Origin of the sequence: Micromonospora sp. NPDC049171 (assembly GCF_040648275.1) — a bacterium.
GTDB lineage: Bacteria > Actinomycetota > Actinomycetes > Mycobacteriales > Micromonosporaceae > Micromonospora.
This window is the reverse complement of the sequence record NZ_JBEZDJ010000011.1, coordinates 1-19,994: the sequence shown is the minus strand read 5'-3', so window position 1 is coordinate 19,994 and position 19,994 is coordinate 1. Positions and strand designations below refer to the sequence as shown.

Genomic DNA, 19,994 nt, shown 5'->3' with positions numbered 1-19,994 from the left:
CAACCGTTGGCATGGGCGGGTTTACTGCACCGAGTCGACGACTGGGGTCCGCTCCCGCCGCTGGGCCGCCGCGCGGTTACGCAGCCACCGCTTGAACCACGGGAAGTCTGGCAGCCGGGCGAGGATCGGCCCGGTCACCACGGTGATCAGGACGTACGTCGCGGCCAGCGCCGCCAACCGCGGCTCGACGCTCCCGGCGGCCACCGCGAGCCCGGCGATGACGATGGAGAACTCACCCCGGGGTACGAGTGCCAGGCCGGCCCGCCACCGACCGGGTTCCGCGATGCCGACCCGGCGGGCCGCGAGGTAACCGGTGAGCGTCTTCGTCGCCATCGTTACCACGGCCAACGCGAGCGCCGGCAGCAGCACCGGCGGGATGTCCCGTGGGTCGGTGACCAGGCCGAAGAAGACGAAGAACACGGCGGCGAACAGGTCCCGCAGCGGGGAGAGCAACTCGGTCGCGTGGTGCGCCACCGGACCGGAGAGCGCGATGCCGACCAGGAACGCGCCGACCGCCGCCGACACCTGGAGTTTCGCCGCGATACCCGCGACCAGCACCGTCAGACCGAGCACGCCGAGCAGCAGCGCCTCCGGGTCCTTCGCGGACAGCGCGGAGGAGATCAGGTGGCCGTACCGGATGGCGACCACAAGCACGATCAGCACCGTACCCACCGCGATGGTGAGCGCGATGCCACCGCCGAGCAGGCCGCTGCCGAGCAGCACGGCCGTGACCAGCGGCAGGTAGAGCGCCATCGCCAGGTCCTCGATGACCAGCACCGAGAGGATCACCGGAGTTTCCCGGTTGCCGAGCCGGCCCAGGTCGGCGAGAACCTTGGCGATCACCCCGGAGGAGGAGACCCAGGTGATGCCGCCGAGCACCAGGGCGGCGACCCAGTCCCAGCCGAGCAGCAGGGCGAACCCCGCGCCGGGTAGCGCGTTGAGCACGCCGTCGATCAGGCCGGCCGGGGCCGCCGAGCGGAGGTTGCCGACCAGCTCGTTGGCCGAGTATTCCAGGCCGAGCATCACCAGCAGCAGGATGACGCCGATCTCGGCGCCGACCGCGAAGAACTCCTCGCTGGCGGCGAGCGGAAGCAACCCGCCGTGCCCGAACGCGAGCCCGGCCAGCAGGTAGAGAGGGATGGGTGAGAGGCCTACCCGGCGGCTGAGCCGGCCGAGGACACCGAGCAGCAGCAGCAGCGCACCGACTTCGATGAGCAGCGTCTTGAAATCGTGCATCCGCCTCAGCCGTCCGGGTCACTGTCGGCGAGGATGGCGGACACGCCGTCGAGACCCCTGCGGGTCCCGACAACGACCACCACATCGCCGGCCGCGAAGCGGAAGGAGGGGAGTGGCGAGACGATCACTTCGCCTTCGCGCAGCACCGCCACGATGGAGGCGCTGGTGCGGGTACGCGCCTTGGTGTCGGCGAGCTTCCGGTTGACGTACGGCGAGCCGGCCGTGATGGCGATCTGCTCGGTGAGCAGACCGGCGGCCTGCTCGCGCAGCCCAGAGAGCTGGCCGAGCATCAGCGACGCGCCGAGGATGTCGGCCAGAGCCTCAGCCTCGTCGTCGGTCAGCGGGATGTCCGCCTGGCAGGAGTCGGGATCGTCCGGGTCGTACAGGACGAGATCACGGCGGCCATTGCGGTGGGAGACAACGCCCAGGCGGCGTCCGGACTCCGTCACCAGATCGTGACGTACCCCGATCCCGGGTAGGGCGGTCTGCTCGACACGTACTCGCACACGCCAAGGCTACCGCTCGGTGAACAATCCGCAGATCTTGGAAGGACAGTGCTCCGCCCTGGAGCTCGCCGCGAGAGATCTTGGAAGAAATGCGCCCCTCCAGGGGCAGTTTCTTTCCAAGATCTACTGCTTCTCTGCGACGAACACACCGAGCGCCGGGGCCGGGGCGAGGGTGAGGGCCGGGGCCGGACGCGTTGGTGCCCACCCCGGTGGAGCGGGGCGGGCACCCGGGCGACGCGATGGTCAGCGGAGGCTGGCGAAGAACTCGCGGATGTCGGTGACCAGCACGTCAGTGGCCTGGTGGGCGGCGTAGTGGCCGCCGACGTCACCGCGGCCCTCGACGTCCGTCTGGTAGGCCGTCCACCGGACGATGTTCGCGTGGTCCCGCTCGGCGAAGCGGCGGATGGACTGGAAGTCGCCGGGGAACATGGCCAGTGCGGTCGGCGTGGTGGTCGGCGCGGTCGGCTGCTGGTCGGCGTGGGCGTCTTCCCAGTAGAGCCGGATCGCCGAGGCAGCCGTGCCGGTGAACCAGTAGAGGGCCACGTTGGCCAGGATGAAGTCCGCGTCCAGGCTCTCGTCGAACAGTTGGGCGTTCCAGGCGAGCAGCCCGACCGGGGAGTCGGCCAGCGCGTACGCCAGGGTCTGCGGCTGCTGGCTGTGCACCTGGTTGAAGGAGAACTTGTTCTCGTAGAACCACTGGAGGTGCGTGAGCGCCGCCTGGTCCGCCTCGGACAGGTCGGCGAACTCGGCCGGGTCGCCGGAGGGGAACGAGAAGAGCTGGGTGACGTGCACGCCGAGGACGTGCTCCGGATCGATCCGGCCCAGCTCCGGCGCGACCATCGAGCCGGCGTCGTTGCCGACGGCGCCGTAGCTGGCGTACCCCAGGCGGTTCATCAGCTCGGCCCAGGCGCGGGCGGTGCGGAAGCGGTTCCAGCCGGCGCTGCGGGTGGGGCCGGAGAACCCGAAGCCGGGCAGCGACGGGATGACCAGGTGGAAGGCCGGCGCGGCGGGGTCGCTGGGCTCGGTGAGCGGGGCGATCACGTCCAGGTATTCCAGGACGGAGCCGGGCCAGCCGTGGGTGAGCACCAGGGCGGTGGCGTCCGGGCGGGAGGACCGGACGTGCAGGAAGTGGATCTGCTCGCCGTCGATCTCGGTGACGAACTGGGGGTGGGCGTTCAGCTGGGCCTCGACGGCCCGCCAGTCGAACCCGTCGCGCCACCGGTCGGCGAGTGCCCGCACCCGATCGGTGCCCATCCCGTAGGTGTCGCCGGCACCGGGCACCTCGGCGGGCCAGCTCGTGCGGGCCAGGCGGGCGGCCAGGTCGTCGAGGGCGGTCTGCGGGATCTCGACGCGGAACGGGCGGAGCGCGGTGCCGGTCATCTCGGAACTCCTTCGGAACGGAATGTTTCGTTCTGCAGTCACAGTAGCAGACCGGAACGATCCGTTCCACTGTTAGGCTGACCGCATGGCAACTTCCGGCAAGACGCTGGGCGGCCGCCGCGCCCAGGCCGCCCGCAACGACGAGGTCATCCTCGAAGCCGCCCGCGCGGTCTTCCTCGACGACCCGAAGGCGCCGATCGCCGCCGTCGCCGAACGCGCCGGCGTCGGCATCAGCGCGCTCTATCGGCGGTACGCGGGCAAGGAGGACCTGTTGCGTCAGCTCTGCCACGACGGGTTGCGCCGGTACGTGGCCGAGGCCGAGTCGGCCCTCGCCGAGCCGGACGACTGGGCCGCGTTCACGGGTTTCCTGGCCCGGGTGGTCGACGCCGACGTGCACTCGCTCACCGTCCACCTGGCCGGCACCTTCACGCCGACCGAGGAGATGGGGCGGGACGCGATGCGCGCCGGCGAGCTGGCCACCGCCCTGTTCGAGCGGGCCCGCGGCAGTGGGCGGTTGCGCCCCGACGCGGTCGTACACGATCTGGGGTTGCTGTTGGAGTCGTGTGCGGCGGTGCGCGTACCGGATGCGGAGCGGACCGGGCAGTTGCGCCGCCGCCAGCTCGCGGTGCTGCTGGCGGGCCTCTCGACGGTGCCCGGCGCGGACCCGCTGCCCGGTCCGCCTCCGGCGGCCGGGGAGTTCGACTGGCGGTGGCGCCTTCGGGAGTGATGGGTGTCACAGCGCTAAGGTTGAGTGGAATACGCTCAACTCTGGTTGTGTCCTTCTCAGTGGACAACGCCGATCCGGGGGAGCCCATGAACACCGAAAAACTCACCACCAAGAGCCGCGAAACCATCACGGGGGCTGTCGCGCTGGCCAACCAGCGTGGCCACGCCACCGTGGAGCCCTGGCACCTGCTGCTGTCACTCCTGGACACCGATGGCTCGACCGCCACCGGTCTGTTGCGCGCCGTCGGGGCCGACCCCGCCGAGCTGCGCCGGGCCGCCCAGCGCGCGGTCGACGCCCTGCCGGCCGCCCGCGGTTCGAGCATCGCCGAGCCGACGTTGGCTCGCGAGTTCGTCAACGCCATCGGCGCCGCCGAGCAGATCGCCCGGCCGTTGGGCGACGAGTACACCTCCACCGAGCACCTGCTCGCCGGCCTCGCCCGGGTCGGCGGGGCGGTGTCCGGCGCGCTGAAGACGGCAGGTGCCACCGAGGAAGCCCTGGTCGCGGCCTTCCCGACCGTCCGCGGCGGGGACCGCCGGGTCACCACCGCCGACCCGGAGCAGACCTACCAGGCCCTGACCAAGTACGGCGTCGACCTCACCGCCAGCGCCCGGGACGGAAAGATCGACCCGGTCATCGGCCGGGACTCCGAGATCCGTCGGGTCATCCAGGTGCTCTCCCGGCGTACGAAGAACAACCCGGTGCTGATCGGCGAGCCCGGCGTCGGCAAGACCGCGATCGTCGAGGGGCTCGCCCAGCGGATCGTCACCGGTGACGTGCCCGAGTCCCTGCGCGACAAGAAGCTGATCTCGCTGGACCTCGGCGCGATGGTCGCCGGCGCACAGTACCGGGGCCAGTTCGAGGAGCGGCTGAAGTCCGTCCTGGAGGAGATCAAGAACTCCAACGGGCAGGTCATCACGTTCCTCGACGAGCTGCACACGGTCGTCGGCGCCGGCAAGGGCGAGGGCTCGATGGACGCCGGCAACATGCTCAAGCCGATGCTGGCCCGTGGCGAGCTGCGGATGGTGGGCGCGACCACGCTCGACGAGTACCGCGAGCACATCGAGAAGGACCCGGCGTTGGAGCGTCGCTTCCAGCCGGTGCTTGTCGGCGAGCCGACGATCGAGGACACCATTGGCATCCTGCGCGGCCTCAAGGAGCGCTACGAGGTGCACCACGGCGTACGGATCACCGACGCCGCGCTCGTCGCCGCCGCGACCCTGTCGGATCGCTACATCACCGACCGGTTCCTGCCGGACAAGGCGATCGACCTGGTCGACGAGTCTGCGTCCCGGCTCCGGATGGAGATCGACTCCCGTCCGGTCGAGGTGGACGAGATCGAGCGGGCGGTGCGCCGGCTGGAGATCGAGGAGATGGCGCTGGCGAAGGAGCCGGACGCCGCCTCCGCCGAGCGGTTGGAGCGGCTGCGCAAGGAGCTGGCCGACAAGCGCGAGCAGCTCACCGTGCTCTCCGAGCGCTGGCAGACGGAGAAGAGCCACATCACCAAGCTCTCCACCGCCAAGGAGGAGTTGGAGCGTCTCGGCGGCGAGGCCGAGCGGGCCGAGCGCGACGGTGAGTTGGAGCGCGCCGCCGAGCTGCGCTACGGCCGGATCCCCGCCCTCAAGGTCGAGCTGACGCAGGCCGAGGAGGAGCTGGCCCAGCTCCAGGCCGACGGCGCGATGCTCAAGGAGGAGGTCGGCGCGGACGACATCGCCGCGGTGGTCGCCTCCTGGACCGGCATCCCCGCCGGCCGGCTGCTGGAGGGCGAGACGGCCAAGCTGCTGCGGATGGAGGAGTCGCTGGGCGGCCGGGTGGTCGGCCAGCCCGAAGCGGTCGGCGCGGTCTCCGACGCGGTCCGCCGCGCCCGTGCCGGCATCGCCGACCCGGACCGCCCGACCGGCAGCTTCCTCTTCCTCGGCCCCACCGGCGTCGGCAAGACGGAGCTGGCCAAGGCCCTCGCCGAGTTCCTCTTCGACGACGAGCGGGCGATGGTCCGCATCGACATGAGCGAGTACGGCGAGAAGCACTCGGTCGCCCGCCTGGTGGGCGCCCCGCCCGGCTACGTCGGCTACAACGAGGGTGGCCAGCTCACCGAGGCGGTGCGTCGTCGGCCGTACTCGGTGATCCTGCTCGACGAGGTGGAGAAGGCCCACCCGGACGTCTTCGACGTGCTGCTCCAGGTGCTCGACGACGGCCGGCTCACCGACGGTCAGGGCCGTACGGTCGACTTCCGCAACGCGATCCTGATCCTCACGTCCAACCTCGGGTCGTCGGTGATCGGTGACCTGACGCTCGCCGACGAGCAGCGCCGCGAGGGTGTGCTCGCCGTGGTCCGGTCGCACTTCAAGCCGGAGTTCCTCAACCGGCTGGACGACATCGTGGTCTTCGCCTCGCTGCGCGGGGACGATCTGCGGGCCATCGTCGACATCCAGTTGGACCGGATGAGGCGGCGTCTGGCCGACCGCAGGCTCGGCCTGGACATCACCGAGTCCGCCCGGACCTGGCTGGCCGAGCACGGCTACGACCCGATCTACGGCGCCCGCCCACTCCGTCGTCTGGTCCAGACCGCAATCGGAGACCAGTTGGCAAAGGCCCTACTGTCCGGCCAGATCCGAGACGGCCAAACAGTAAAGGTAGACCAAAACACCCAAACCAACACCCTCTCCGTAACCCCCGCCTAACAACCCCCACCCCCACCCCCACCCCCACCCCCGGAGGCCTCCCCCGCGTTGATCATGGAGTTATTGCCCGGCTGCTCGGCGTGTCGGGGCAATAACTCCATGATCACCGGGGTGGGAGGGGGTTGGTGGGGGTGGGTGGGGTGGGGGAAGAGGGGGTGAGGGGGGTGGGAGGGGGGTTGGTGGGGAAAGGAGTGGGGCATGTTTGGGATTGGGAAGAAATGGGAGCGGGAACTTGGTGCGGCTGTCGACGAGTTGATCGCGGCTGACACGCTTGCCTTTGGTGGGGTGGGCATCGCCGGGGCTTTGCTGCCGGTGACGGAGGCGTTCCACAGTGTCGAGGCTGCCCTCGACGACCACCCCGACGAGGTCCGTCGGCAGCTCGACCGGGTGCTGGCCGACGGCACACCCGCCGGGCGGGCGTACGCGGCCACGCTGCTGGAACGGGTCGACCCGACGGCGGCTCGGGCGGCCTGGACGGCACTGCGGGACGACCCGAGCGAGTTCACCACCTTCGTCGGCTGCGTGCTGGGCCGCGAGACGCTTGGTAACTACGCCAGCCAGCGGCTCGCCACACTTTGATCCATCTGCGGACATGGACGAACCAGCGCCCACCCGGCCGTCCACAGTGCGATCGTGCACAACAGGCGACGCCACGGCTGCCATCGGTAGCTGAGCTGTCGGTCACGGTACGGGTCCCACCGGAGCCGAGGATTGTTACCGTCTGCGCCGAGGTACCTGGGGAGATGGTCGGGTGGGCAGGTCAGTGACGTACCTGGTGGTGGCGCTTGCCGTACTCGCGGTGGTCGTCATCGTGCTCGTCGTGCGGACCCGGCGGCCGGCGACGGCCCGGTCCGGCGGGCGATCGTCGGACGCCCGGCCGGCGGAGCCACCGCGTGGCGATCCGCTCCGTCTGGGCCTGGGCCACCGCGTGCGGATCCGCGAGCGGGAGTACGCGGTGAGCGGCACCATTCGCCTGGTCGAGGGGGACTGGAGTTGGGTGCAGCACCTGCTCGACGACGGGTCCGGCACCCGCTACCGGCTCTCCGTGGAGGACGGCCCCGAACTGGAGTTGGTGCTCTGGACGGCCGAGCCGGGCGCGAGCGTGACCCCGGGAGCCCCGACCATCGACCTCGGTCGGCGGCGCTACACCTGGGCCGAGACGGGGCAGGCGCGCTACACCGCCACCGAGGAGACCGGACTGCCGGCGGCGGGCACGATGCGCTACCACGACTACCAGTCCGGCGGCACCGCGCGGCTCTCCTTCGAGGCGTACGGCGAGGAGGGTTGGCGGGTGGCCCGCGGTGACCTGCTCGACCGCGCTGACCTGACGATCCTTCCCAGATCCGGGGAGCGCTGAGCCCGGGCCGGGTGGGCGCGCCGGCTCGCCACGGCATGCCGAAACGGCCGGTTGCCGATACGGTGTGGGCGATCTGAGGGAAGGAGAATCATGGTCGATTCCCAGAGCACGCCGGCCCGTCAGCGGCCATCAGTTGTGTCGATTTCCAGTTACCTGCTCTACCTGTTCGTGGCGCTCCAGGTGATCACGCTGATCATCTCGCTCACCACCTTCGGCAAGACGCGGGACGCGCTCCGCGCCGCGTACGAGGGCAGCAGCACCGACGGCGACCAGGTGGCAGACGTCTTCGTCGCCATCGGCCTCGGCGGCGGCATCCTGATGTTGCTGCTCGCGGTCGCGCTGGCTGTGCTTGCCATGTTCAACAACCAGGGCCGCAACGGTGCCCGGATCACCACCTGGATCGTCGGCGGCATCATGGTCTGCTGCGTGGGCGGTGGCCTGCTCAGCAACGTGGGCGGCGGTTTCAACACCGGTGGCGGCACCGGCGACGGGCCCAGCCCCGACGAGATCCAGCGCCGCCTGGAGGAGGCCCTGCCCTCCTGGGTGACCCCGGTCAGCCTGCTGATCTATGTGCTCAGCCTGATCACGCTGGTCACGGCGCTGGTCCTGCTGGCGCTGCCCAAGGCCAACCCGTTCTTCCGCAAGGCCACCACGGCTTGGGAGCCGCCGGCACCGGGTGCCAGCTACCCGGGTAACCCGCAGGTCCCGGGTCAGCCCGGCTACCCGCAGTCGTCCGGTGAGCCGGGCTATCCGTCGAGTGGGGAGCCGAGCTACCCGCCGCCGACGGACCGGCCGGGCGACACGCCGCCCACGGACCGGCCCGGGTCAACCCCGCCGTCGACGAGTTGACCGCCGGATAGGCGCGACGCCGACGATCCCTCCGAGTAGGTTGCAACCCGACGCCTACCGGAGGGATTCGTCGTGTCGTACCCCGAATCGGCACCGGCCCGCCGGCCCGCCGTCGTCCTGATCGCCGCGTCCGTGCTGTGGGTGATGGCGGTGGCCTCGCTCGCGTACGCCGTGGTCGACCTGCTGGTGCTGGGCGGCACTGTCGACGCGTTCCGCTCCGCCGCCCGCGACACCACGGCGAGCCCGGAGCAGATCGACGACGTGGTGACCCTGCTTCGCGCGTCCGGCGTGCTGTCGGCGGTGCTGGCGGCGCTGTCCGTGCCGGTGCTCGCCGGTCTGGCCCTCGGGCTGGTGGCGGCCCGCAACGGCGCCCGCGTGGCCACCTGGGTGATCAGTGGGCTCGGCGTGCTCGGCGGTTGTTGCAGCGTGGCGGTGCTCATCGGTGAACGGGCCGCGCCACTGCAACTGGGTGCCGACGACCAGGCTCTCGCCGAGTTGCTGGGCCTGGTCGGCGACGCGTACCCGTCCTGGTGGATCCCGCTCAACGCCGGGCTTTCCGTCGGGCAGGTGCTCGGTTACCTTGTAGTAGCCGTGCTGCTGGCCCTGCCGGCGGCGAACGCCTGGTTCGGTCACCGCCGCTCGACCGCGCCCACTCCACCTTCCGCACCGCCCGCGTTCACGTCCGCCCCGCCGGCGCCGCCCGCGCCCCCGTACCCGCCCAGATGAGGACCGCCCCGTGTCGCTCGACCCCACGACTGCCGAGCGTCGAGCACTGATCACCGGGGCCACCGCCGGCATCGGGGCGGCGTTCGCCCGGAGGCTGGCCGCCGACGGTTGGCGCCTGGTGCTTGTCGCCCGCGACGGGGCCCGGTTGGCGGAGATGGCCGGTGCGGTGAGTGCCACCCACGGTCGCGCGGCGGAGACGATCGCGGCGGATCTGTCCACCGACGACGGGTGCGCCATCGTGGAGCGACGGCTCACCGACGGCAGCCCGGTGCACCTGCTGGTCAACAATGCCGGGATCAGCCTCAACAAACCGTTCCTGCGCTCCACCGCGGAGGACGAGGCGCGCCTGTTGCGGCTCAACGTGCACGCGGTCATGCGGTTGACCCTGGCGGCGTTGCGACAGATGGCCGAACGCCGAAATGGGGCAGTGATAAATGTCTCTTCGGTCGCCGGGTTCGGCACGACGATGCCGGGTTCGACGTACTCGGCCAGCAAGGCCTGGGTCACCAACTTCAGTGAGTCGGTTGGCCTGTCGGCGCGGCCGTTCGGTGTCCGGGTGATGGCCCTCTGCCCCGGCTACACCCGCACGGAGTTCCACCAGCGGGCCGGCATCAACATGTCCAAGACGCCCGAATGGATGTGGCTGCGGGCCGAGGACGTGGTCGACGAAGCCCTGCGTGACCTGGGCAAAGGCAAGATGGTCAGTGTCCCGGCCTGGAAGTACAAGGTGGCCGTCGCCGGCATGCGGCATGCGCCCCGTCGGCTGGTCCAGTTGGTCGCCCGGGACACTCGCGGCCGGATCGGCCGCGACGAGCACTGAGCCTCGACCGGCCCACCGGCCCCCGGTGGTCGTTGCCGAGGCGTTGGCGCGCCGCTGTCAGGCCAGTCGCTGAGCGTAGTCGAACATCGCCAACCATCGGTCCCTCGCCGGGCTGATCAGGGTGGACCCCACACACGCCGTCCAGACTTGCGCAGTAACCTCTATCGCCATGGGGGACCACGACGACCTGCGTAAATTCATTACCGACCTGGCCGTGGTCCACGGGCGGGTCGTGCTCTCCTCGGGGCGGGAGGCAGACTGGTACGTGGATCTGCGGCGCGTCACGCTCCATCACCAGGCCGCTCCTCTGGTCGGCCGGGTGTTGCTCGACCTCACCGCCGACTGGGATTACGCCGCGGTCGGTGGCCTCACCCTGGGCGCGGACCCCGTCGCGCTCTCGATGCTGCACGCCGCCGCTCCGACCGGCCGGGCCCTGGACGCCTTTGTGGTGCGCAAGGCGGGCAAGGCACACGGTCTGCAGCGACGGATCGAGGGACCGGAGGTGGCCGGCCGCCGGGTGTTGGCGGTGGAAGACACGTCCACGACGGGCGGAAGTGTGTTGACAGCTGTCGAAGCGCTTCGCGAGGCCGGGGCGGAAGTCGTGGGCGTGGCGGTTATTGTTGATCGAGGCGCCGGCGACGCGGTGCGAGCCGCCGGATTGCCTTACCGGGCGGCCTATACGTTGGCTGACCTCGGCCTTGTGGCGTAAAAGTTTGCCGATTCGGATCTGCTGATATGCAGGCGGATCGATGCTGCTGGTGGAAGGATGGAATACGTGGGAACTGCGTTGGCCGAAATGACTATGCCTCAGATCTCGCCGCTTAACGGCGAGCCGATCGAACGTGCCGATGCCGAGCGTCTCGCCGGGGTCCTCAAGGCCCTTGCGGATCCTGCTCGGCTGCGGCTGCTCAGCCTGATCCAGTCGGCCCCAGAGGGCGAGGCGTGCGTCTGTGACCTGACGGCGCCGCTCGGCCTCTCTCAGCCGACGGTCAGTCATCACCTGCGTATCCTCACCGAGGCGGGCTTGCTGCAGCGGGAGAAGCGCGGTGTCTGGGCGTACTACAGCCTGGTCCCGAGTGCGATCGCGACGATCGCCGACCTGCTGACCCCGCCGCGTAAGCGGGCCACCAAGAAGGCCCGCTGACGTAGGCACTGCACGCCGTCCCGCGCCGGGACGGCGGTAGGCACTGCACGCCGTCCCATGCCGGGACGGCGGTAGGCACTGCACGCCGTCCCGCGCCGGGACGGCGTCCGGTGGCGAGCCAGGGGTGGCGCCACCGGTGGATAACACCTGCTCGTCCCCGGCCGCACCGCCGGAGGCCGGGTCCGACATGCCGACGGCCGACCCCCTCACCAGGGGGCCGGCCGTCGTCGTCGTACGGGGGTTCAGCGGTCCTGGCCGTGCTCCGGGCGCTGCCGGTCGTGCTGGTGCCGGTCGTGGTCGAACGCCTCGCGAGCCGCCTCCACCGCACCGGCGGCGCTGGCCGCCGCGACCACCGCGACCGCCTCGCCGCGCTTGCGGGCGCGCCGGTCGCGAAGGAACTCGAAGAAGATCGGCAACACCGAGATCAGGATGATCAGGGCGACCACCGGCAGGATGTAGCGGTCGATCTTCTCGCCGATGGCGTCGTAGATCTGCTCCGCGAGCAGGTAGCCGATCAGCAGGATGCCGTCCACCCAGAGCACCGCGCCGACGATGTTCCAGAGCAGGAACGTCCGGGCCGGCATGCCGAGCGCACCCGCGACCGGGTTGAGGAACGTGCGGACGATCGGAATGAAACGCGCCAGCACCACGGCCTTCGCCGGGCCGAACTTGTCGAAGTAGTACTCGGCCTTCTCCACGTACTCCTTCTTGAAGAGCCGGGAGTTGGGCCGTTCGAACATCGGCCGGCCATACCGGGCGCCGAGCCAGTGCCCCAGCTGGGCGCCGACGATCGCGCAGATCGGCCCGCCGATCAGCAGTCCAGCCAGGTTGAGGCGGGTGCCGTCGCCGAAGATCGCGTCCGCCACCGGTGACGCGGCGACGCCGGCGAGGAACAGCAGCGAGTCGCCCGGGAAGAAGAAGCCCACCAGCAGGCCGGTCTCGGCGAAGAGGATCACCCACACGCCGATCAGCCCGAAGGTTTGCAGCAGATCCTTGGGATCGAGCGGGTTCAGGGCGACGCTCTCCACGAGAGCGCGAGTCGTCTCAGCTGTGTCCACGGCCACAAAGGGTACCGAAGCCCAGGTCTGGTGCCGCGCCGGACCGGCCCGCACCACCCGCCCGCGTCGTGCGACGCCCCAACGACGGTGCCCCGCCGACCGGGTGGTCGGCGGGGCACCGGTGGTACGGGGTGGGTCAGGCGACGAAGCGGGTCCGGCGGCGCTTGGCCACCAGGTAGCCGCCGACGCCCGCGACGAGCAGCAGCGCGCCGAGGCCGGCGATCAGGCCGGTGGACTGACCGGTGATCGGCAGGCCGCCGCCGTCACCGCTGTCGCCACCGCCCGTGCCGCCGTTGCCGTTGCCGCCCGTGCCGTTGCCGGTGGCCGCGTTCACCACGATCTTGGCGGTGTCGTTGGCCGGCTTCAGGTCCGCGTAGAAGCCGCCCTCACACTCGCACGGCACGTTGACCTTGACCATGCCGGTGGCGTCGGTGACGACCTTGTCGATCCGGAACGAGAACTCGCCGGTCAACTCCTTGCCCACGGGGGCGAACGGACCCGGGTAGCAGCGGTATTCGGCCGCACCGGGGGTGCCTGCCTCGCCCCACTCGGCCTTGTTGCCAGTACGCGGGGCGCACTCCGCCGGCACCGCGACGGCGGTGGTGCCGGTCGGCACCGTCACGTCGACGAAGGTCACGTCGGTCTTGGTGCGGATGCGCTCCAGCGTCGCCGGGCCGTTGTTGCGGAAGCCGAGTGCGGCGGTCAGCACCGCGCCCTTCTTGCCGGTGAACGTGGCACCGACGGCCTCCAGATCAGCCCCGTTCTTGCCGGTGACATCCACCGACAGGGCGCTGTGGTTGTTGCTCGGGTCCGTGTCCGTCTGCTGGGCACGGGCACCACGCGCACCGGCCAACGGGGTCAGCGAGAGCGTCTTACCCGTGCCCTTGCGGGCCGCCGAGGCGCCCGCCTTCGCACGCACGTTGTTGAGGCTCGCGAAGTCCGCAGGGGTCAGCAGCCAGATGTCGCCGGATTCGCTGCCCGGTGCGTAGGCGTCCTTGGCCACCTCGTAGTTGATGGTGGTCGTGGCACCCGAACCCGCCGGAATCGGCTCGTCGAACTCGCAGGCGAGAAGGAAGTCCTCTTCGTAGTAGCAGTTGTCGAAGCGGTCCTTGGCGCGGATGCCGTAATCGGTGTCGAACAGCGCCACCACGGCCTCGACGTCGGTCCTGCCGACGTTCCGCACTGTCAGCGGAACCTGGAACGCGCTACCGGGGGACGCCTCCACCTCGGTGTCAGGCCCGCCGGCCAGGTCGACGCCTTCGCCGATCTGGATCCGGGAGGCGTGGGTGGCGACGGACTTGCCGGCGGACGTCACGCTGATCTTCAACTCGCCGGTGTCGCCGGCAGCGGCCTTGTCGGTCGGCACGATCAGCACGTCACCGAAGAATCCGCCGTAGACCTCGTCGACGACGAAGGGAAGGTGCTCGACGCAGGTCAGAATCCCGGCCCCGTCGGGGGAGCAGTCGTTGCCGGTGCCGCCGGTCAGAGTGACCTTCCCGGTCAACGAGCGGTAGTCGTAGCGGACGCTGACCTCGTTGAGAACGCTCGCCTTCGAGCCGTACAGCTTCGGCTGCGCCTGCACACCAGGTGAGTCGGGGGCGATGGTGACGTTCTGGAAGTACAGGCTGTATTCGACTGCTGGTGCGGCGGCTGCGGCGGGGCTGGCGGAGGCTGCGACGAACGCGCCTGCTACGCCCAGCCCGGCGAGCCAGCGCCGGGTGGAGTGGGTGAGCATGAGGGGGGTTCCTTCAGTTGGGTTCAGGTGGAGCCCGTGGATCTTAAGGAACCGTTAAGGCCGCGTGCAGCCCCGGGAAGCCGCCCGTCCGACAAGACGATCCAAAAGGCTGACGGGTCGGCGGGGCACCGTCGCGGTCGGACGGGTCAGGCGACGAAGCGGGAGGTGCGCCGCTGGGCGAGCAGACAGACGCCCACGCCGGCGACGAGCAGCAGACCGCCGATGCTGGCGACCAGGCCGGTGCGGGGGCCAGTGATGGGCAGTGAGCCGCCACCGCCACCGTCGCCACCGCCTTGACCACCGCCACCGCTCTGAGCCGCGTTGACCACGATCGTGGCCCTGTCGTTGGCCGGTTTGATGTCGTCTTCGAAGGTGCCGCCGCCGGGGCATTCGCAGGGCGCGTTGACCAGGACCGTGCCCCGGGCGTTGGGGATGACCTTGTCGATGCGCAGCCGGAAATCCATGGTGTAGGTCTTTCCGGCCACCAGGAGCATCTCGGAGGCGCACTGGTACGTCCGAGTGCCCGGCCGGAGCTGGCAGTTGGCGGGAACCCCGACGGCAGTGATGCCGGGCGGCAGCTCGACGACCGTGTGGGTGGCGGCCTCCCCGTCCGCGTTCACCTTGTCGAGCGTCGCCGGGCCGTTGTTCCGGAATCCGACGGTCGCCGTGACGACGGCACCGGCCCTGCCCCTGAGCGTGTCGCCGATCGCCGCGAGGTCGGTGCCGTTCCTGCCGGCGACCTTGATTGTCCAACCCGTGTAGTCGTAGCCCGGACCGACGTCGGTCTGGTCGGCCTGCCGAGCCCGGTTGGGCGCCTCGGTGAGGGTCAGCTTCGGACCGTTGCCGCCCGTGGCAGCTCGGCCGCCGACGGCTTCCCGTACGCGGGTCAGGTCCTCGAAGTCGGCCTTGGTCATGAACTCGGCGGAGCCGCCCTGGTTGGTGGGGGCGTAGGTGTCCTTCGCGAGTTCGAGGTTCAGCGTCGTGGACACTCCCCCGCCCACCGGGATCTCCTCGTCGAACTCGCAGGAGAGCAGGTGGTCGCCGGAGTAGAGACAGTTGCTGAACCGGTCCCTGGTCCGAATCGAGTAAGAGAGGTCGAAGACGGCGACGAAGCCCGTGATGGTCTTCTCGCCGGCGTTGGTGACGGCCAGCGGCACGCTGACCTTTCCGCCCGGCCTGGAGGAATGGGTGGTGAACGGCCCGCCGGCCAGGTCCACACCCTCGCCGACGCGGACCCGCGAGGTGTAGCTGCCCCGTTGCCCGCCAGCCGCCTGGAAGCTGACCACGATGTCGCCAGAGTCACCGACCTGCGCGTCCTGGGTGGCGGCCAGGTTCACCCGCCCGGTCACGCCGCGGTAGATCCCGCTGCCAAGAGGCGGCAGCTCGCTGAGGGGGACGCCGAAGCGCTCTTCGCAGACGAGCACGCCGGGCTCCGGTGCGGCACACTCCTGCCCGTCGGCGGGGGTGATGGTGATCTTGCTGGCGAGGGAGCGGTAGTCGTACCGCACGGAGAGGTTGTCGAGGGTCGTCGGCTCGCTGGCGTACAGGAGCAGGCGGGTGGTTTTCGTCGAGCCGACGGCCAGGGTGGTGTCCTGGACGTAGGGCTCGATCTCGGCAGCGGCGACGGCCGGGGTTGCGGAGGCCGCGACCAACGCGCCTGCGACGCCGAGCCCTGCCAGCCAGCGGAGCGAATGCTTGAGCATGGGGTCCTCCCGTGGAATGCAGGTGGCGCCCGTCCAACCTAGGCAGACCCCGGCTCCTCCGACAGCCCTGTCAGATTGATGACTGTCTAACGAACCGAACGGCTGACCAGCTCTGTCGCAACGGACGGCCGGCCTTCCGATGGGTCAGCGGTAGTCGTCCTCGTCGCCGGTCACCACCCGGGCCTGCTCCATCGCGTCCCAGTCGTCGACCTCCAGCCCGCGCTGCGGCGTGCCGTCGACGTCGACGGGGCCGGCCACTGTCGCCTGCTCGACGGCGTCCGCCGGCTCCGCCTCGGGGTCGCGTTCGTCCGGGGCGAGGTGGTCGCCGGGGATGAAGTCCTCGTCGGGCTGACCCATCGTCTCTCCCGGGGGTCTCGGGGCACGGTTCCCACCCACCGTACGGGCTGGACCGGCACCGTGCCCGGAAGCGGAGTGGCGGAATCAGCCCTCGCGGACGTGACCCGGTGCCAGGATGGTGCCGTGGGCTTCCTCATCCGATTGGCGATCACCGCGGTCGCGTTGTGGATAACCACGCTCATCGTGCCCGGGGTCGACGTGCACGGCCGCTCCGGCGGCAACACGGTGCTCACCCTGATCGTGGTGGCGCTGATCTTCGGCGTGATCAACGCGGTGCTCAAACCGATCATCCGGGTGGTCGGCTGCGTGTTCTACCTGCTGACCCTGGGCCTGTTCGCGCTGGTGGTCAACGCGTTGCTGTTCCTGCTCACCGACCGGATCGCCCGAGGGCTCGACCTGCCGTTCCAGGTGGACGGTTTCTGGGCGGCGTTCTGGGGAGCCATCGTGATGACCGTGGTCACCTGGCTGATCAGCGTCATCGTGCCGGACAACCTGGACCGGCGGTGAACGGCTAGCACCCGGGTCGGTTGTTCCGGCACGCGCCACCTACGGGATACTGCCGGGCGGAGGACAGCGCGGTCCGGCGCACACGTGAACAACAGCGGCCAGCACGGCCGAGAGTGGTAAGTAAGGAGCGCATCACATGCCCATCGCTTCCCCCGAGGCCTACGCGGAGATGCTGGACCGCGCCAAGGCTGGCCGGTACGCGTACCCCGCGATCAACGTGACCTCCTCGCAGACGCTGAACGCGGCGCTCAAGGGCTTCGCCGACGCGGAGAGCGACGGCATCATCCAGGTCTCCACCGGTGGCGCCGAGTACCTGTCCGGCCCCTCGATCAAGGACATGGTCACCGGCGCCGTGGCGTTCGCCGCGTACGCGCACGAGGTCGCCAAGAAGTACTCGGTCAACGTCGCCCTGCACACCGACCACTGCCCGAAGGACAAGCTGGACAAGTTCGTCCGTCCGCTGATGGCCATCTCGCAGGAGCGGGTGCAGCGCGGCGAGCAGCCGCTGTACCAGTCGCACATGTGGGACGGCTCGGCCGTGCCGGTCGCGGAGAACCTCCAGATCGCCGCCCAGCTCCTCGACGAGGCCGCCAAGGCCAAGATCGTCCTTGAGATCGAGGTCGGCGTCGTCGGTGGCGAGGAGGACGGCGTCGAGAACGCCATCAACGACAAGCTCTACACCACCACCGATGACGGCCTGGCCATGGTCGAGGCGCTCGGCCTCGGCGAGAAGGGCCGCTACATGGCGGCATTGACCTTCGGCAACGTGCACGGCGTCTACAAGCCGGGCAACGTCAAGCTCCGTCCGGAGATCCTCAACCAGATCCAGGAGGCCGTCGGCGCCAAGTACGGCAAGGACAAGCCGCTCAGCCTGGTCTTCCACGGCGGCTCCGGCTCCCTGCTGAGCGAGATCCGCGAGGCCCTGGACTACGGCGTGGTGAAGATGAACATCGACACCGACACCCAGTACGCCTTCACCCGGCCCGTCGCGGACCACATGCTGCGCAACTACGACGGCGTGCTGAAGATCGACGGCGAGGTCGGCAACAAGAAGCAGTACGACCCGCGCGCCTGGGGCAAGGCCGCCGAGGCCGGCCTGGCCGCCCGGGTCGTCGAGGCGTGCGAGCACCTGCGCTCCACCGGCACCACGATGACCAAGTAACGACGCACCACCGACGGCCGGCTCTCCCTCCCGGGGAGCCGGCCGTCGTCGCTCAGACGGTGAGCAGACGGACCGCCTCGTGCACGTCGTCGGTGAGATGGATCGTCGACGACAGGTCACCGAACGGGGACGCGGCCAGCAGCGGACGCAACAACGCCTCCACCGGCAGCTCCGCGGTCCAGTAGCCGCGGTCCAGGAAGATGTACGCCCCGCTGGCGCCGTCAGTGCCGTAGTAGGTCTTCGTGGCCGCCTGGAACACCTCCTGCACCGTGCCCGCCCGCCCCGGAGCGAAGACGATGCCGCCCCGGGCGAGCCGCAGGATGGTGTCCTCCCGGATCGCGTTCGAGAAGTACTTCGCGATCCGACCGGCGAACAGGTTCGCCGGCTCGTGCCCGTACAACCAGGTCGGGATGGCCAGCCCACCGGCCCGCGCCCAGGCGAGGTCGTCACCACCACGCTGCCGGGGCACGCCCGCGTACCGCTGCCGCACCGCCAAGGCGGTGGCCGTGTACCGGTGGTGGTCGGTGAAGTCGGGCGCACCGGCCAACAGGTCGATCGCCTCGGTCAACTCGGCCGCCGGCCGGTCCGCCAGGTAGGCGCCGAGGTTCGCGGCCTCCATCACCCCCGGACCGCCGCCGGTCACCACCAGGCGGTCGGCCCGCGCCAGCTCCCACCCCAGCACGGCAGCCATCCGGTACGCGGGACTGCCGCGCCGCACCGCGTGCCCGCCCATGATGCCCACCACCGACTGCGGCCCGTGCCGGGCCAGCCAGATCCGGGTGGCGTCGGCCAGCGCATTGTCCACGCCGTGATCGTGCAGCCGCTGACCCAGCGCCTCCCGGACATCCGGCAGCGCGCCACCGTGCGCCCGGAAGTGGTCGTACACCCGGGTGTCGTACATCCCGGTGAACCCGCCCTCGGCGAACCCGGCGGCCAGGTCTTCCGGGGTGTAGAGGTGCGCCGGCTGGGTCGGGTACGGCAGCCCCGAGAATGGCGGCACCACGTTCGCGCCGCGCCGGACCAGGTCGGCCCCGACGTCCCGGGAGGCGAACCGGCAGCCCACGAAGAGCGTGCCGGCGACCTCGATGCCGGTGAGGTCGGGCACCGGCGCCAGGTCGAGGCGCAGGCCCTGCACGGTCAGCCCGGTCAGCCGACCGGTGGCCAACTGCCGATCGAACTCGTCACGGGTCTGGATCTCGTCGGTGTGCAGGTGCGGCTCGATGACGTCCGCGGGAGGTGGGGTCGGCACCCGGCCATCCTGCCCCTGCGCCGGGGCCGGCCAAACCTCGGGCCTGGGGTGTAACCGACAGGAGCCCGGTGACCGAGGCCACCGGGCTCCTGCGTTACCGGTTCCTGGGGAGGCTCCGGACCATTAGTTGTAGTGCAAAAGGTCCGGCGGCGGCATAGGCCGCAGGCGTGACCAACTCCTCAGCCGTTCAGTGGAACGCGCCGGCCGGCCCGCTCGCGTGTCGCCCTGTCCAGCGGGTTGAATGGGGCGATGCAGAACCTTTTGCCAGAGCCACCGGCCACCCGCCTGCCCGCGAACGACGAGGCCGACGCCGCCCTGGCTGCCGCCGAGCAGGCCGGCACCGAGGAGGCGTTCGCCAGCGTGGCGGCCGGCTTCCCGACCTTCAGTGCGGCCTGGGCGGAGCTTGCCGCCCGGTCGTTCGCGCAGGGCCAGGTGGTGACCGCGTACGCCTACGCCCGCACCGGCTACCACCGTGGCCTCGACCAGCTGCGCCGCAGCGGTTGGAAGGGGCACGGCCCGGTGCCGTGGTCACACGAGCCCAACCGGGGCTTCCTCCGCTGCCTCTACGTGCTGTCCCGAGCGGCGGACGAGATCGGCGAGGCCGACGAGGCGGCCCGCTGCGCCCAGTTCCTGCGCGACTGCGACCCGGAAGCGGCGGACGCGCTGGCGAGCAACTGACCCGCACCGGCGGCCGGCCCGACTCCGGCGCCTTGGCACCGTCGGCGGTGGAGTTGCCGGCGATGGCGAGGGGCTTGCCGCTGTTGCGGTTGACGATGCGGTAGGTGCCGGCTGCGGGCCCG

General features: G+C 70.4%; 20 protein-coding genes. 12 read left to right on the top strand and 8 right to left on the bottom strand.

The features are described from left to right. Positions 1 to 21: 21 nt before the first annotated feature. From AB0B14_RS15555 to AB0B14_RS15545, 3 genes are all read right to left on the bottom strand, one after another. Positions 22 to 1,236: a cation:proton antiporter gene (locus tag AB0B14_RS15555; RefSeq protein WP_357522822.1), complete on the bottom strand. Its 1,215-nt coding sequence runs from the start codon at positions 1,234 to 1,236 to the stop codon at positions 22 to 24. Positions 1,237 to 1,241: 5 nt separating this feature from the next. After that, a complete protein-coding gene (locus AB0B14_RS15550; RefSeq protein ID WP_357066486.1) occupies positions 1,242 to 1,742 on the bottom strand; it encodes a TrkA C-terminal domain-containing protein in 501 nt (166 codons plus the stop codon). Between the two features lie 243 nt (positions 1,743 to 1,985). After that, entirely contained in the window at positions 1,986 to 3,122 is a 1,137-nt protein-coding gene (locus AB0B14_RS15545) for an epoxide hydrolase (protein ID WP_357522821.1), read from the bottom strand. Positions 3,123 to 3,207: 85 nt separating this feature from the next. On the opposite strand from AB0B14_RS15545, the gene AB0B14_RS15540 reads away from it, so the two are divergent. The 9 genes from AB0B14_RS15540 (at position 3,208) to AB0B14_RS15500 (ending at position 11,423) form a co-directional block, all read left to right on the top strand. After that, positions 3,208 to 3,849, top strand: a complete 642-nt coding sequence (locus AB0B14_RS15540) for a helix-turn-helix domain-containing protein (protein ID WP_357522820.1) — start codon at positions 3,208 to 3,210, stop codon at positions 3,847 to 3,849. Between the two features lie 86 nt (positions 3,850 to 3,935). Then, entirely contained in the window at positions 3,936 to 6,527 is a 2,592-nt protein-coding gene (gene clpB / locus AB0B14_RS15535; RefSeq protein ID WP_357522819.1) for an ATP-dependent chaperone ClpB, read from the top strand. A 198-nt stretch (positions 6,528 to 6,725) separates the two neighbouring features. Further along, the gene (locus tag AB0B14_RS15530; protein WP_357066494.1) at positions 6,726 to 7,106 is read left to right on the top strand and encodes a hypothetical protein; all 381 of its coding nucleotides are present in this window, start codon (positions 6,726 to 6,728) and stop codon (positions 7,104 to 7,106) included. A 172-nt stretch (positions 7,107 to 7,278) separates the two neighbouring features. After that, complete coding sequence (locus tag AB0B14_RS15525) at positions 7,279 to 7,884, top strand: DUF4178 domain-containing protein (RefSeq protein WP_357522818.1); 606 nt, start codon at positions 7,279 to 7,281, stop codon at positions 7,882 to 7,884. A 90-nt stretch (positions 7,885 to 7,974) separates the two neighbouring features. Continuing rightward, positions 7,975 to 8,733, top strand: coding sequence for a hypothetical protein (locus tag AB0B14_RS15520; RefSeq protein ID WP_357522817.1), 759 nt, complete (start codon positions 7,975 to 7,977; stop codon positions 8,731 to 8,733). A gap of 72 nt (positions 8,734 to 8,805) precedes the next feature. Continuing rightward, on the top strand, positions 8,806 to 9,459 hold the full coding sequence (locus AB0B14_RS15515) for a hypothetical protein (protein WP_357066500.1): 654 nt from the start codon (positions 8,806 to 8,808) through the stop codon (positions 9,457 to 9,459). Between the two features lie 10 nt (positions 9,460 to 9,469). Then, positions 9,470 to 10,279, top strand: a complete 810-nt coding sequence (locus tag AB0B14_RS15510; protein ID WP_357522816.1) for an SDR family oxidoreductase — start codon at positions 9,470 to 9,472, stop codon at positions 10,277 to 10,279. Between the two features lie 169 nt (positions 10,280 to 10,448). Beyond that, complete coding sequence (locus AB0B14_RS15505; protein WP_355029652.1) at positions 10,449 to 10,988, top strand: orotate phosphoribosyltransferase; 540 nt, start codon at positions 10,449 to 10,451, stop codon at positions 10,986 to 10,988. Positions 10,989 to 11,045: 57 nt separating this feature from the next. Next, positions 11,046 to 11,423 (top strand): metalloregulator ArsR/SmtB family transcription factor, encoded by a 378-nt coding sequence (locus AB0B14_RS15500; RefSeq protein WP_030332125.1) that lies wholly within the window; start codon positions 11,046 to 11,048, stop codon positions 11,421 to 11,423. A gap of 242 nt (positions 11,424 to 11,665) precedes the next feature. Here the strand turns inward: AB0B14_RS15500 and AB0B14_RS15495 are convergent, their stop codons facing one another. From AB0B14_RS15495 to AB0B14_RS15480, 4 genes are all read right to left on the bottom strand, one after another. After that, the gene (locus AB0B14_RS15495) at positions 11,666 to 12,487 is read right to left on the bottom strand and encodes a DedA family protein (protein ID WP_357066505.1); all 822 of its coding nucleotides are present in this window, start codon (positions 12,485 to 12,487) and stop codon (positions 11,666 to 11,668) included. A 130-nt stretch (positions 12,488 to 12,617) separates the two neighbouring features. Then, positions 12,618 to 14,216, bottom strand: coding sequence for an LPXTG cell wall anchor domain-containing protein (locus AB0B14_RS15490; RefSeq protein WP_357522815.1), 1,599 nt, complete (start codon positions 14,214 to 14,216; stop codon positions 12,618 to 12,620). A 146-nt stretch (positions 14,217 to 14,362) separates the two neighbouring features. Next, complete coding sequence (locus AB0B14_RS15485) at positions 14,363 to 15,919, bottom strand: LPXTG cell wall anchor domain-containing protein (RefSeq protein ID WP_357522814.1); 1,557 nt, start codon at positions 15,917 to 15,919, stop codon at positions 14,363 to 14,365. A 144-nt stretch (positions 15,920 to 16,063) separates the two neighbouring features. Beyond that, the gene (locus AB0B14_RS15480) at positions 16,064 to 16,276 is read right to left on the bottom strand and encodes a hypothetical protein (protein ID WP_357522813.1); all 213 of its coding nucleotides are present in this window, start codon (positions 16,274 to 16,276) and stop codon (positions 16,064 to 16,066) included. Positions 16,277 to 16,399: 123 nt separating this feature from the next. Between AB0B14_RS15480 and AB0B14_RS15475 the strand changes: the two genes are divergently transcribed. Then, positions 16,400 to 16,783: a phage holin family protein gene (locus AB0B14_RS15475; RefSeq protein ID WP_357522812.1), complete on the top strand. Its 384-nt coding sequence runs from the start codon at positions 16,400 to 16,402 to the stop codon at positions 16,781 to 16,783. Between the two features lie 136 nt (positions 16,784 to 16,919). Further along, the gene (fbaA, locus tag AB0B14_RS15470) at positions 16,920 to 17,945 is read left to right on the top strand and encodes a class II fructose-bisphosphate aldolase (protein ID WP_357066513.1); all 1,026 of its coding nucleotides are present in this window, start codon (positions 16,920 to 16,922) and stop codon (positions 17,943 to 17,945) included. Between the two features lie 52 nt (positions 17,946 to 17,997). Here fbaA and AB0B14_RS15465 read toward each other — a convergent pair whose 3' ends face one another. Continuing rightward, a complete protein-coding gene (locus AB0B14_RS15465) occupies positions 17,998 to 19,194 on the bottom strand; it encodes a hypothetical protein (protein ID WP_357522811.1) in 1,197 nt (398 codons plus the stop codon). Positions 19,195 to 19,443: 249 nt separating this feature from the next. On the opposite strand from AB0B14_RS15465, the gene AB0B14_RS15460 reads away from it, so the two are divergent. Continuing rightward, on the top strand, positions 19,444 to 19,872 hold the full coding sequence (locus AB0B14_RS15460; RefSeq protein ID WP_357066517.1) for a DUF3151 domain-containing protein: 429 nt from the start codon (positions 19,444 to 19,446) through the stop codon (positions 19,870 to 19,872). Positions 19,873 to 19,994: the final 122 nt, after the last annotated feature.

What these genes read in the sequence shown, in the direction of transcription:
- AB0B14_RS15480 (WP_357522813.1), bottom strand. Translation starts at nt 16,276, where the DNA reads ATGGGTCAGCCCGACGAGGACTTCATCCCCGGCGACCACCTCGCCCCG.
- AB0B14_RS15540 (WP_357522820.1), top strand. Translation starts at nt 3,208, where the DNA reads ATGGCAACTTCCGGCAAGACGCTGGGCGGCCGCCGCGCCCAGGCCGCC.
- AB0B14_RS15530 (WP_357066494.1), top strand. Translation starts at nt 6,726, where the DNA reads ATGTTTGGGATTGGGAAGAAATGGGAGCGGGAACTTGGTGCGGCTGTC.
- AB0B14_RS15500 (WP_030332125.1), top strand. Translation starts at nt 11,046, where the DNA reads ATGGAATACGTGGGAACTGCGTTGGCCGAAATGACTATGCCTCAGATC.
- clpB (WP_357522819.1), top strand. Translation starts at nt 3,936, where the DNA reads ATGAACACCGAAAAACTCACCACCAAGAGCCGCGAAACCATCACGGGG.
- AB0B14_RS15545 (WP_357522821.1), bottom strand. Translation starts at nt 3,122, where the DNA reads ATGACCGGCACCGCGCTCCGCCCGTTCCGCGTCGAGATCCCGCAGACC.
- AB0B14_RS15460 (WP_357066517.1), top strand. Translation starts at nt 19,444, where the DNA reads ATGCAGAACCTTTTGCCAGAGCCACCGGCCACCCGCCTGCCCGCGAAC.
- AB0B14_RS15490 (WP_357522815.1), bottom strand. Translation starts at nt 14,216, where the DNA reads ATGCTCACCCACTCCACCCGGCGCTGGCTCGCCGGGCTGGGCGTAGCA.
- AB0B14_RS15485 (WP_357522814.1), bottom strand. Translation starts at nt 15,919, where the DNA reads ATGCTCAAGCATTCGCTCCGCTGGCTGGCAGGGCTCGGCGTCGCAGGC.
- AB0B14_RS15520 (WP_357522817.1), top strand. Translation starts at nt 7,975, where the DNA reads ATGGTCGATTCCCAGAGCACGCCGGCCCGTCAGCGGCCATCAGTTGTG.
- AB0B14_RS15555 (WP_357522822.1), bottom strand. Translation starts at nt 1,236, where the DNA reads ATGCACGATTTCAAGACGCTGCTCATCGAAGTCGGTGCGCTGCTGCTG.
- fbaA (WP_357066513.1), top strand. Translation starts at nt 16,920, where the DNA reads ATGCCCATCGCTTCCCCCGAGGCCTACGCGGAGATGCTGGACCGCGCC.
- AB0B14_RS15505 (WP_355029652.1), top strand. Translation starts at nt 10,449, where the DNA reads ATGGGGGACCACGACGACCTGCGTAAATTCATTACCGACCTGGCCGTG.